The organism is Streptomyces sp. NPDC014894 (assembly GCF_043080985.1).
Taxonomy (GTDB): Bacteria; Actinomycetota; Actinomycetes; order Streptomycetales; family Streptomycetaceae; genus Streptomyces.
The window spans coordinates 552,378-564,715 of record NZ_JBIBWD010000003.1; the positions used below are offsets into that span (position 1 = coordinate 552,378).

The 12,338-nt window shown below is 71.5% G+C and carries 9 protein-coding genes and 3 tRNA genes; 6 read left to right on the forward strand and 6 right to left on the reverse strand.

The features are described from left to right. Positions 1–8 precede the first annotated feature (8 nt). From ACF089_RS10260 to ACF089_RS10275, 4 genes are all read right to left on the reverse strand, one after another. Positions 9–1,937: an ABC transporter ATP-binding protein gene (locus ACF089_RS10260; protein WP_392024409.1), complete on the reverse strand. Its 1,929-nt coding sequence runs from the start codon at positions 1,935–1,937 to the stop codon at positions 9–11. Further along, positions 1,934–3,667: an ABC transporter ATP-binding protein gene (locus ACF089_RS10265; RefSeq protein ID WP_392024413.1), complete on the reverse strand. Its 1,734-nt coding sequence runs from the start codon at positions 3,665–3,667 to the stop codon at positions 1,934–1,936. Before ACF089_RS10265 ends, ACF089_RS10260 begins: the two co-directional genes overlap by 4 nt. A 177-nt stretch (positions 3,668–3,844) precedes the next feature. After that, positions 3,845–5,284 carry an FGGY family carbohydrate kinase gene (locus tag ACF089_RS10270; RefSeq protein ID WP_392024415.1) on the reverse strand — a complete coding sequence of 480 codons (1,440 nt, stop codon included), beginning with the start codon at positions 5,282–5,284 and terminating at the stop codon, positions 3,845–3,847. Positions 5,285–5,320: 36 nt separating this feature from the next. After that, on the reverse strand, positions 5,321–5,620 hold the full coding sequence (locus tag ACF089_RS10275) for a YtxH domain-containing protein (protein ID WP_392024418.1): 300 nt from the start codon (positions 5,618–5,620) through the stop codon (positions 5,321–5,323). A 180-nt stretch (positions 5,621–5,800) separates the two neighbouring features. Between ACF089_RS10275 and ACF089_RS10280 the strand changes: the two genes are divergently transcribed. From ACF089_RS10280 to ACF089_RS10290, 3 genes are all read left to right on the forward strand, one after another. Then, a tRNA-Asn gene (locus ACF089_RS10280) sits at positions 5,801–5,873 on the forward strand. 5 nt (positions 5,874–5,878) lie between these two features. Continuing rightward, positions 5,879–5,951, forward strand: a tRNA-Asn gene (locus ACF089_RS10285). A gap of 178 nt (positions 5,952–6,129) precedes the next feature. Beyond that, a tRNA-Ile gene (locus ACF089_RS10290) sits at positions 6,130–6,203 on the forward strand. 276 nt (positions 6,204–6,479) lie between these two features. Here the strand turns inward: ACF089_RS10290 and ACF089_RS10295 are convergent. Further along, complete coding sequence (locus ACF089_RS10295; RefSeq protein ID WP_392024421.1) at positions 6,480–7,184, reverse strand: hypothetical protein; 705 nt, start codon at positions 7,182–7,184, stop codon at positions 6,480–6,482. 330 nt (positions 7,185–7,514) lie between these two features. Continuing rightward, the gene (locus ACF089_RS10300; protein WP_392024423.1) at positions 7,515–7,859 is read right to left on the reverse strand and encodes a hypothetical protein; all 345 of its coding nucleotides are present in this window, start codon (positions 7,857–7,859) and stop codon (positions 7,515–7,517) included. A gap of 493 nt (positions 7,860–8,352) precedes the next feature. Between ACF089_RS10300 and ACF089_RS10305 the strand changes: the two genes are divergently transcribed. The 3 genes from ACF089_RS10305 (at position 8,353) to ACF089_RS10315 (ending at position 11,873) form a co-directional block, all read left to right on the forward strand. Continuing rightward, a complete protein-coding gene (locus ACF089_RS10305) occupies positions 8,353–8,745 on the forward strand; it encodes a molybdopterin-binding protein (RefSeq protein WP_392024425.1) in 393 nt (130 codons plus the stop codon). A 128-nt stretch (positions 8,746–8,873) separates the two neighbouring features. Beyond that, on the forward strand, positions 8,874–9,641 hold the full coding sequence (modA, locus tag ACF089_RS10310) for a molybdate ABC transporter substrate-binding protein (RefSeq protein ID WP_392024428.1): 768 nt from the start codon (positions 8,874–8,876) through the stop codon (positions 9,639–9,641). Between the two features lie 141 nt (positions 9,642–9,782). After that, on the forward strand, positions 9,783–11,873 hold the full coding sequence (locus tag ACF089_RS10315; protein ID WP_392024431.1) for an ABC transporter permease: 2,091 nt from the start codon (positions 9,783–9,785) through the stop codon (positions 11,871–11,873). Positions 11,874–12,338: the final 465 nt, after the last annotated feature.

A 12,338-nucleotide genomic window follows, 5' to 3' on the forward strand; every position in this document is an offset into this window, starting at 1 on the left:
CACCCTCCTCAGTCGACCTCGGCGACCGCCTGCGCGAACTGCGCCGAGTACAGCCGCGCGTACGCGCCCCGCGCCGACAGCAACTCGTCGTGCGTGCCCTGCTCGACGATCGAACCGCTCTCCATCACCAGGATCACATCGGCGTCCCGGATGGTGGAGAGCCGGTGCGCGATCACAAAGCTGGTGCGCCCGTGCGAGAGCCGCGCCATCGCCTTCTGGATCAGCACCTCCGTACGGGTGTCGACCGAGCTGGTCGCCTCGTCCAGCACCAGGATCACCGGATCCGAGAGGAACGCCCGCGCGATGGTGATCAGCTGCTTCTCACCCGTGCTGACCCCGGAGCCGTCGTCCTCGATGACCGTGTCGTAGCCGTCGGGAAGCGTCCGGATGAAACGGTCCGCGTGGGCGGCCCGCGCCGCCTCCTCGATCTCCGCACGGCTCACCTCGCGCGCGGATCCGTACGCGATGTTGTCCGCGATCGTGCCGCCGAAGAGCCAGGTGTCCTGGAGCACCATCCCGATCGCCGACCGCAGATCGTCCCGCGACATCTCGGCGACGTCCACCCCGTCGAGACGGATCCGGCCGCCCGTGACCTCGTAGAACCGCATCAGCAGATTCACCAGGGTGGTCTTGCCGGCCCCCGTCGGGCCGACGATCGCCACCGTGTGCCCCGGCTCCACGCTCAGTGACAGATCCTCGATCAGCGGCTTCTCCGGGTCGTACCGGAAGGAGACCGCCTCCAGCGAGACCTGCCCCGAGGGCCGCTCCGGCAGCCGCCGCCGCTGCTCGGACGGCACGTCCGGCTCCTGCTCCGGCGCGTCCAGCAGCTCGAAGACCCGCTCGGCGGAGGCGACGCCCGACTGCACCAGATTCGCCATCGACGCCACCTGGGTGAGCGGCATGGAGAACTGCCGGGAGTACTGGATGAACGCCTGCACCTCGCCGATCGACAGCGTCCCCGACGCGACCCGCAGCCCGCCGACGACGGCCACCAGCACATAGTTCAGGTTGGAGACGAAGAACATCAGCGGCTGCATCACCCCGCTGTTGAACTGCGCCTTGAAACCCGCCTCGTACAGCGCCTCGTTCTGCTCGGCGAAGTCCTCGGCCGACTCCTTCTGCCGCCCGAAGACCTTCACCAGCGCGTGGCCGGTGTACATCTCCTCGATATGGGCGTTCAGCTTCCCGGTCGACTTCCACTGCTGGACGAAATGGGGCTGCGAACGCTTGCCCACCCGGGCCGCGACGAAGACCGACAGCGGCACCGTCACCAGCGCGACCAGCGCCAGCAGCGGCGAGACCCAGAACATCATCGCCAGTACGCCGAAGATGGTCAGCAGCGAGTTCACCAGCTGGCCCATCGTCTGCTGAAGCGTCTGCGCGATGTTGTCGATGTCATTGGTGACCCGGCTCAGCACCTCACCGCGCTTGGCCCGGTCGAAGTACGACAGCGGCAGCCGCGACAGCTTCGCCTGGACGTCCTGCCGCATCCGGTACACCGACCGGTTGATCACCTTGATCGACAACCGGCTCGACACCAGGGCCAGCGCGCCGGAGATCAGGAAGAGCGCCAGCGCGACCAGCAGCACCTGGCCGACGGCGGTGAAGTCGATGCCGTGGCCGGGGATGAAATTCACCCCGGACAGCATGTCGGCCATCCCGTCGTCGCCCTTGTCCCGCAGGCCCTCGATCGTGGCCTCCTTGGTGGAGCCCTCGGGCAGCCCGCGGCCCACCACGCCGGCGAAGATCCGGTCGGTCGCCCACCCCAGCACCATCGGCCCCGCCACCGAGAAGCCGACGCTCAGCACGGCCGCCGCCAGCATCGTCCACAGCAGCGCCCGGTCCGGGCCGAGCTGCTTCAGCAGCCGCTTGCCCGAACCCTTGAAATCCATGGACCGCTCGGCCGAGCCGCCCATCATGATGCGTGGACCGCTCATGCCGCCTCAGCCTCCGTCAGCTGCGAGAGCACGATCTCGCGATAGGTCTCATTGCCCGCCATCAGCTCGTGGTGGCTTCCCGCGCCCACGACCCGGCCCTCGTCCAGGACCACGATCCGGTCCGCGTCCCGGATCGTGGAGACGCGCTGGGCGACGATCACCACGGTCGCCTCCGCGGTCTCCCGCGCCAGCGCCGCCCGCAGCGCCGCGTCCGTGGCGTAGTCGAGCGCCGAGAACGAGTCGTCGAAGAGATAGATCTCCGGCCGCTGCACCAGCGTCCGGGCGATGGCGAGCCGCTGCCGCTGCCCGCCGGAGACATTCGTACCGCCCTGGGCGACGGGCGCGTCGAGCCCGCCGGCCAGCTCCCGGACGAAGTCGGCGGCCTGCGCCACCTCCAGCGCCTGCCACAGCTCCTCGTCGCTCGCGTCGGGCTTCCCGTACCGCAGATTCGAGGCCACCGTGCCGGAGAAGAGATACGGCTTCTGCGGTACGAGCCCGACGGTCCGCGCCATCAGCTCCGCGTCCAGCCGCCGGACGTCCACCCCGTCCACCAGCACCTCGCCGTCGGTGGCGTCGAAGAGCCGGGGGACCAGCCCGAGCAGGGTGGACTTTCCGCTTCCGGTCGATCCGATGATCGCGGTGGTCTCCCCGGGGCGAGCGGTCAGCGCCACCTCGCGCAGCACCGGCTCCTCGGCCCCGGGGTAGCAGAACTCCACGTTCCGCAGCTCCAGCGAACCGTGCCGGAGCAGCTTCCGCACCGGGGCGTCCGGCGGGACCACGCTCGAATCGGTGCCGAGCACCTCCTCGATCCGCTCGGCGCACACCTCGGCGCGCGGCACCATCATGAACATGAAGGTGGCCATCATCACCGCCATCACGATCTGCATCAGATACGCGAGAAACGCGGTGAGCGCGCCGATCTGGATCGCGCCGCTGTCGACCCGCTGGGCGCCGAACCAGACCACCGCGACCGACGAGACGTTCACGACGGTGAGCACGGTCGGGAACATCAGCGCCGCCAGCCGCCCGGTGCCGAGCGAGACATCGGTGAGTTCGGTGTTGGCCGCCCGGAAACGGTCCTGCTCGTAGCCGTCGCGGACGAAGGCGCGGATCACGCGATTGCCGGTGATCTGCTCCCGCAGCACCCGGTTCACCGTGTCGAGCCGCACCTGCATGATCCGGAAGAGCGGCCGCATCTTCAGCACCAGCACGGTCACCGAGACGCCGAGCACCGGCACGACGGCCAGCAGCACGGCGGAGAGCGTCACATCCTGGCCGAGCGCCATGACGATGCCGCCGACGCACATGATCGGCGCGGAGACCATCAGGGTGAAGGCCAGCAGCACGAGCATCTGGATCTGCTGGACGTCATTGGTGGTCCGCGTGATCAGGGACGGGGCGCCGAAATGCCCCACCTCGCGCGCGGAGAAGCTCTGCACCCGGTCGAAGACCGCCGCGCGCACATCGCGGCCGAGGGACGAGGCGGTACGGGCCCCGAAGTAGACGGCGCCGATGTTGCAGACCACCTGCACCAGGCTGACGACGATCATCACCGAGCCGAGTTCGAGAATGTAGCCGGTGTTCCCCTTCACCACCCCGTCGTCGATGATGTCGGCGTTGAGGGTGGGAAGGTAGAGCGTGGCGCTGGTCTGCAACAACTGCAGCACCACGAGCAGGAAGATCGGTTTCTTGTACGGACGCAAGTGCGTTCGCAGCAGTTGTATCAGCACACGCTGTCTCTCGGGCTCGGCGAAGCGGGGCAGGGGATGGGCGGGGGCGTTCCCATCTTGCTCCACCGGGGCCCGTGAACCCCAACCGTTTGTTCCAAGGCCGGGTCAAGACGCGCCGTACGGCCGACCGGGCCCGCCGGCCCGGACGCGGAAGCGTCCGGGGGCGTCCCACGCGCGTCAGAAGGAGAAGGCCCCGGGGTGCAGCTGTTCCCGGGTCGCGCCGTACTGCTGGCGCACCGCCTGGCCCGAGGCCAGCTCCTCGCCCGGCTCCAGCACCCGCACCTGGGCGTCCTGCCAGACCGGCGGGGCGGCGGGCGACAGCGTCCCCCGAGAGACCCCGAGCGCCCAGGCCGCCTGACGCGCAGCGCCCAGCGCCGCGTAGTCGGCGGGCTGCGGCACGAGCACCTGCGCCCCGAAGATCCCCGGGGCCGCGGCCTGCACGGCGGGCAGCCCGGCGCTCGCGCCCAGCAGGAAGACCCTCCGCACCTCCACCCCGCGACCGCGCAGCACGTCCATCGCGTCGGCGAGCGAGCAGAGCATCCCCTCGATCGCGGCCCGCGCCAGATGCTCGGGCTTCATCGACTCACGGCGCAGCCCGCTGAGCGTTCCGGCGGTGTGCGGCAGCCGGGGGGTGCGCTCGCCCTCCAGATACGGCAGCAGCACCAGCCCGGAGGAGCCGGGAGTGGACTTCATCGCCAGCTCGGAGAGGGCGTCGAGATCGTCGAGCCCGAGCATCTCGGCGGTGCCGCGCAGCGCCCGCACGGCGTTGAGCGTGTGCACCACGGGCAGATGCATCCCGGTGGCGTCGGCGTACGAGGTGATCATCCCGTTCGGGTCGGCCAGCGCCTCATGGTGCACCGCCATCACGGAACCGGAGGCTCCGAGCGAGACCACCGCATCCCCGGCGGCCACGCCGAGCCCGAAGGCCGCGGCCATCATCTCGCCGGTGCCCGCGGAGATCAGCAGCCCCTCGGGAGTGGTCCCCGCCGCGTCGGCCGGACCGAGCACCTCCGGCAGCGCGCACTGGTGGCCGAGGGCCAGCTCGACCAGATCGGAGCGGTACGCGCCGGAGCCCGCCGACCAGTAGCCGGTGCCCGAGGCCCCGCCCCGGTCGGTGGTCCGCCGGGCGGGCCGGCCGAGCAGCTGCCACACCAGCCAGTCGTGGGGCTGGAGCACGCTCGCCACCCGCTGCGCCGCCTGCGGTTCCGCGCGGGCCAGCCAGCGCAGCTTCGCCACCGGATGCGCCGCCTGCGGCACCGATCCGACGGCCTCGGCCCACACCTGCCGCCCGCCGAGCCCGTCGATCAGATCGGCGGCGGCGATCTGCGCCCGCTTGTCATTGCCGACCAGCGCCGGACGCACCAGCGAACCCTGCTGATCCAGCGGGACCAGCCCGTGCTGCTGCGCCGAGACGCCTATGGCCTCCACGCCTTCGAGCAGCCCGCCGGCCGCCGCCTCGCCGAGCGAGAGCAGCCACGCCTGCGGGTCGATCTCGGTCGCCTTCGGATCCACGGGGTGCGGGGCATAGCCCTGCCGCAGTACGGCACCCGTGTCCGCGTCACAGACGACGATCTGGGTGAACGCAGATGAACTGTCCAAGCCGGCGACTATCCCCATGGGGGGAGATTCTGCCCCACCCGGAGAGCGCCGGTGTCATGTGTTGCTCGTTCCCCAGTCGTCCTCGCCGCCGGAGCCGCGCTCCCGCAGCGATCGCACCCGCTCGGCGACGGACTCCGGCAGCCGGTCGCCGACCTTCGCGCTGACCGTGTGGAACGCCTTGCCCGCGACCTCGCGGCCGTTGTGCACCGCGGACTCCGCCGCGTTGCGCACCGCGGGGTTCTGCGAGAACTGCCGTGCGCTCTTCCGCATCTCCTCGTAGCGCTCGCGGCCGGCCCGCGTCCCGATCACGTATCCGATGGCGAGCCCGACGACGAATGTGAGCTTGTACCGCATGGCGCTGTCACCCTTCGTTTGCCTACGTCGGTGCCTGCCCGCCTACCCGGCCCGGCCCGTGATCACCCAGGACCCTACCGATTGGCGGAGCACCCCCCTGCTTGCGCTAATGTATGTGTCGCAGCGAACGCACGCCCTCCGGGAAGCCCCGGGTAGGTACGTTCGGTGCACGCGATGCAATCCCCTGTAGCTCAATTGGCAGAGCAGCCGGCTGTTAACCGGCAGGTTACTGGTTCGAGTCCAGTCGGGGGAGCGCGATCCCCTGTAGCTCAATTGGCAGAGCATTCGGCTGTTAACCGGAGGGTTGCTGGTTCGAGTCCAGCCGGGGGAGCCGAACGGAACAGGACCCCATGTGGGTCCTTTTTCGTATGTTCTGGGTTACCGGTGGAACCGGGCAGCGCGCAGCGCGCTCTTCACTGCTGGACGTTGCCGACCATCCGAAGCAGGAGATCGTATGAGCGGCTATGCTGCGGCAGACGGCGCGCACATTTGTGCGCGACGCGCCGTTAGGGGCGGTAGCTCAGCCGGTTAGAGCAGCGGACTCATAATCCGTCGGCCGTGGGTTCGAGTCCCACCCGCCCCACCGTAGTCCGCAGGTGAAGAATCGTTCTCACCTGCGGCTTTGGCGTTTTCAGGGCTCTGTACGGCCTCGGGCGGGCCGATCGCGCACCCTCGGCCGGACGCCCTTCGCGAAGCCCCGCTGCACGCCCTGACCGCCGACGCGGGTACGGGGGACAGCGCCTCGCGGGCGCGGCTGCGGGCTGTGGTGATGATCACGGTGGGGCGTCGCCGGACCGGCGGGCGGCGGCGAGCGCGCGGCGCTGGGGCATGCGGCCCGGCAAGATCCGAAAGAGAGGCCCTAGCGGTCGGGGTCGGCCGCGAAGGCGCTGCTGACGGCTGCGGTCTGCGCCGGGGTCAGGGCGAAGGCGTTCGAAGGATCGCGGAAGCTGTGGGACCCGTCGCAGATCCATTCCCCGTCCCGCCGCGTCCAGTTCGCGGACTCCCACTGCCCTTGATTCCGCAGCAGCAGCCGGGCGAGCCGGGCGGGGTCCTCGGCGAGGGTGAGCGCGGCGAGGGCCGAGGCGAGACGGGCCGCCGCGGACTCGGGTACGCCGGCGTCGCCGAGCATGGGGAAGAGCAGCAGCAGCCGGGCGTCCGGGTCGGTGACACCGGTCGGGGCGGCTTGATCCGCCGCCGACGCCAGCTCCGGCCAGCAGAGGCCGGGCCCCCTGAAATGGCCGTCGTCCACGGCGAGGGTGACGGCTTCCTGCCAGGAGGGGCGCATGAGCAGATAGTCGACGCCCCGGTCGCCTTCCCGATTGCGATAGACGACGTGGACCGCGTGGCCGGAGCGCAGGCCCACCGTGAACACCGGCCACTCCTCGGCGTCGAACATCCGCGAGCAGAGGTCCTGGGCGTCGTCCCAGTCGGGGCCGAGGGCCGCTTCCTGCGCCTCCTCGCCCACCAGGCCGGAGCCGAGGTGGCACGGCCAGAAGAGCGGCAGATCGAGAAAACCCGAGCCGTCGACCAGCGGGCCGTCCTCGTAACCCGCGATCTCCAGCATGGACAGATGATCGCACGGAGGGGTGACAGGGCCCCGGGGCGTACGAGGGGCGCCCGGTCGCCGTCCGGTGAGCGCCCGGGGCGTCGGCCGAGGGGGTTCGGACGCGTCGGGGCGCGCGGCCCTGATCGGCCGGAACAGCGGGCCGGTCATCATGCTGACGGCCGACGGACTCATCATCCGTCGGCCGGGGGTGTGATCCTGCCGGGGGCGGGCGCTCGACGGGTCGCTTCCCCCGGCGGGAGAACGCCCCGTACCGGCCGCTGCCGGTACGGGGCGTTCGGCGGTCAGAGGGCTCCCGCGCGAGCGGTGCGGGAACGGGGTGTCAGTCGCTCAGCAGCCGGCGGTGATGTTGCCGCAGTAGATCCATCCCGTGTAGCCGACGCTGTCCCGCACGTAGTACCACCTGTTGCCCGATGGATTGACGGCGTAGTGGCTCCAGTGCATGGCCTCGCCGTTGTACGTGTCGACGATCACGCGACAGCTGGCCCGGTAGCACTCCCTGATCGGTCCGCCCTTGGACGTCGTGGGGTACCAGGCGGCGGGCTGTGCGGACTGTTCGGCGACGGCGGGCGCGGCGGGGGCCGCCGCCTGGGCGGGTACGGCCGTGGCGGTGGTCAGCGCGCCCACGGCGGCGATGCCGAGGGCGAGTGCCATGAACCTGGCTCTGATGGTCACGGAACCTCCTTGTGATGACGCCCGCGGCCGGGAGGCCGGGGGCTCAGCGGGTGCCGGGAGTGTCCTGCTGCCGGGGAACCTCGTCCAGAGAAGTCCGTGCCTAGTACATGGTCCTTGTCCGATACCCGGCGCCGGGGGTGCGCGGGCGTCGCGAGAGCCGTGCTGGCCGTCTCATTCGTGTAAATCGGCGGTACGGGGCGGCCGCCGGGGTTGTCCCGCCGCTCGAAGCCCTCGGCGGACCACGGCTCAAACAGCACCTGGCCCGTCGGGACCGGCGGGCGGCCGGGCCCCTTCGCGGCGATCTCCGCTCCGGCGGCGGCCAGGCTCGCCGACTGCCCGTGGGGCCATGGGGGCTGTGGGGCGGCTCGGCCGTCAGCTGCGGGGCCGCGTCTCGGGGTGCGGGCCCGCGCCGCCGGACCGGTGTACGCAGAAGCGGGGTGAATCGTCGTACGAGGGTTGTAGATGCCATGTCATGCGGCCTAATCTGTGGCATATGCAGTCGTACACCATTGGTCAGGCCGCCCGTCTCCTCGGCGTCAGCCCCGACACGGCGAGGCGCTGGGCCGACGCCGGGCGGGTCGCGACCCACCGGGACGAGAGCGGCCGGCGTCTGATCGAGGGGCGGGATCTGGCCGCCTTCTCCATCGAGGTCGGGCAGAGCGGCGGCGACGAGGAGGCCTCGTACACCTCGGCCCGTAACGCGTTTCCCGGGATCGTCACCGCCGTCAAGCTCGGTGATGTCGCCGCCCAGGTCGAGATCCAGGCCGGGCCGCACCGGCTGGTCTCCCTGCTGACCAGGGAGGCCGTCGAGGAACTGGGGCTGGAGGTCGGCATGCGCGCCACCGCCCGGGTGAAGTCGACCAATGTCCATATCGACTTGGTCTGACCGCCTGACCGCCTGACCGCCTGACCGCCTGACCGCCTGACCGCCCGCCGCCGCCATCGCCTCGCGGTCCGTCCGCCGCCCTCCGGTACGGGAGACGGCCGACCGCCCTCAGCAAGGAGTCCCCGCCCGTGACGCTCCGCCGCCCGGCCACCGCCGTGCTCTCGGCCGTTCTGCTCGTACCGCTCGCGGCCTGCGGCGGTGACGGCGGGAAGGAGGACGGCGCCGCGGCCGGGCCCGCGCTCACCGTGCTGGCCGCCTCCTCGCTCACCGATGTCTTCGAGACCGCGGGCGCCGCGTACGAGAAGGACCACCCGGGCGCGCGGATCACCTTCTCCTTCGCCGGCTCCCAGGAACTGGCCGCCCAGGTCCGGCAGGGCGCCCCCGCGGACGCGCTGATCACCGCCGACGCCAAGACCATGGACGGGCTCCGGGCGGAGACCGGGAAGCCGACGGTCATCGCCAAGAACCGGCTGGTCATCGCCGTCGCCGAGGGCAATCCCGAGAAGGTCGACGAGCTGGAGGACCTGGCGGACAGGAAGCTGAAGGTCGTCCTGGCCGCGCCCGAGGTGCCGGTCGGGCGGTACTCCGAACAGATCCTTGACCGGCAGGGGATCGAGGTGCGGCCGGTCTCCGAGGAGCCCAACGTCCGCGCCGTGCTCAGCAAGGTCGAGCTGGGCGAGGCCGACGCCGGGCTCGTCTACCGGACCGACGCGGCGAGCGCCGAGGACAAGGTCGACGCGGTCGCGATCCCGGACGCGCGGAACGCGGTGGCCGAGTACCCCGCCGCCACCCTCAAGACCTCGAAGAGGTCCGAGGCCGCCGCCGCGTTCGTCACCTGGCTGAGCGGCCCCGAGGCGCGGAAGATCCTCAAGGAGGCGGGCTTCCAGCAGCCGTGAGGGCCGAGCGACCGACGGGCCGACCGACCTACCGGCGGACCGACCTACCGGCGGCCTGACCGACCGGCCGGGCGCGGGAGCGGACCACCCGCCCACCGCGCACCATGAACCTCACATGCACCGCGTACAGCAGGGACTCCGATGAAGCGCCTCCGCCCCCAGGGACCCGCCGGCACTGGCACCGGCGTCCGCGCCCCGCTCGCGCTCACCGTGCCCGCCCTGCTCGCCGTCGCGTTCCTGCTGCTGCCGCTGCTCGGCATCCTGGTGCACACCCCATGGGCCGACCTCGGTACGCATCTGAGCAGCCCGGCCGTCGTCGAGGCGCTCCGGCTCTCCCTGCTCGTCTCCTTCTGGGCCCTCGGCCTCTCCCTGCTGCTCGGGGTGCCGCTGGCCTGGCTGCTCGCACGGGTGGACTTCCCCGGCAAGGCGCTGGTGCGCTCCCTCGTCCTGCTCCCGATGGTGCTGCCCCCCACCGTCGGCGGCGTCGCCCTCCTGCTGGGATTCGGCCGCCGGGGCATCGCGGGCCCCTGGCTGGAAGACACCTTCGGCATCACCCTCCCCTTCCACACCTCCGGCGCGGTCGTCGCCGCCACCTTCGTCGCGATGCCCTTCCTCGTCATCAGCCTCGAAGGCGCGCTCCGCGGTCTGCGCCCCGGGTACGAGGAGACCGCGGCCTCCCTCGGAGCCTCGCCGGTACGGGTGTTCCTCACCGTGACCCTGCCGATGGTGGCCCCCGGTCTGACCGCGGGCGCCGCGCTCACCTGGGCCCGCGCGCTCGGCGAGTTCGGGGCGACCATCACCTTCGCGGGGAATCTGCCCGGCGCGACGCAGACCCTGCCGCTCCAGGTCTATCTCCTGCTCCAGTCCCGGCCGGAGGCGGCCACCTCCCTCTCCCTGCTGCTCCTGGCCATCGCCATGGCGGTGCTCATCGCCCTGCGCGGACGGTGGATCCAGGGAGCGTCCGCCGCCGCCCGCACCGCGCCGGACCGCATCGCACATCACGGCGTGAAGCCGGCCCCGTACCACGATCACCAGGGCGCGGACCCGGAACCGGAGCCCAGCCCGGAGTCCACGGCGCGCCGTGAAGCGGAGCCCGAACCGGACCGTGCCCCGGAACCGGACCGTACCCGGGAATCCGGCCGGGCCCCCGAATCGGACCGTAACCGGGACTCCCGGGCGGCCCCGCCCCACGGCGGCTCCTGGTCCCTCCACGCCGACCTCACCGGCTTCACCCGGCTCAGCCTCGACGCCGCCCCCGGCATCACCATCGCCGTCGTCGGCCCCAACGGCGCGGGCAAGACCACCCTGCTGCGCGCCCTCCTCGGACTCACCCCGCGCGCCCACGCCGTCCTCCGGCTCGGCGGGCGCGACGTCACCGCGCTCCCGCCGCACCGCAGGGGCGTCGCCTGGGTCCCCCAGGACGGCGCGCTCTTCCCGCATCTGACCGCGCTCGGCAACACGGCGTACGGACCGCGCGCCCACGGCGTCCCGCGCGCCGAGGCCCGCCGCGACGCCCAGCGGTGGCTGGACCGGCTGGGCGTGGGGCAGCTCTCCGGGCGCAGGCCCGCGCAGCTCTCCGGCGGTCAGGCACAGCGCGTGGCGCTCGCGCGCGCCCTGGCCGCGCGCCCCCGGCTGCTGCTGCTCGACGAGCCGCTCGCCGCCCTCGACCAGACCACCCGCGCCCGGGTCCGCCACACCCTGCGCACCCATCTCGACGGCTTCGGCGGCGTCTGTCTGATCGTCACCCACGATCCGGTGGAGGCGGTCTCGCTCGCCGACCGGGTCCTCGTCCTGGACGAGGGCCGCGCGCTCCAGGACGCGCACCCCGCCGAGGTCGCCCGCCATCCGCGCTCGCCGTGGGTCGCCCGGATGCTCGGCCAAAACGCCTGGCCGGGGAGTGCGGACGAGAGCGGGCTCGGGCTCTTTGGCGGCGGCCGGCTCACGGTCGCGGAACCCCTGCCCGCCGGTACGCCCGCCCTCGCCGTCTTCGGCCCCGAGGCCGTCTCCGTGCACCGGGAAAGGCCGGGCGGCAGTCCGCGGAATGTCTGGCCGGGCACGGTCCGGGAGATCACCGCGAGCGGCAGCAGGCTGCGCGTTCTGATCGGTTCGCCGCGGGTGCCCGATCTGATCGCCGAGATCACTCCGCAGGCGGCCGCCGAACTCGGGCTCGCCGACGGGGTCGCGGTGTGGACGAGCGTCAAGGCCACGGAGATCGTTCTCAGCCGACGCTGACCGTCCCGCACATCCCCCGGGCCCCGATTTCCCCGTACACCTCGTACACCACGCGCGTCCCGCGGTTCCCCCGTGGGCTCCGGCGATTCGCCGAGGGGACGCGTAACGACGGCCGGGGAACACCAAGCGAACATCAACGATGCCCAACGAACAGCCACTGAACACCATCGATGAACAACGAACGCCAACAGTGATCGGCGATGGTCAAGTCTGAACGCGAACTGCCTACCGGCGGACATTGAACACCCCCTGGGCCGACGGTTCTTGAACTCTTGTTCCGCACCGGCGGTTGTGCGAAAGTGAGCTTCCCCACGTCCGAACACGGTCGGTTTTGTTCACCCGTTCGAATGGCTGTCGGTACGGAACGCCGCATCCCGCAACCCGCACCCCTTTAAACGACGTACGACTTCATTGACCGAAATCCTCTGCCCGCTCGCCCCGGGCCGGACGGCACTGCCCAACCCC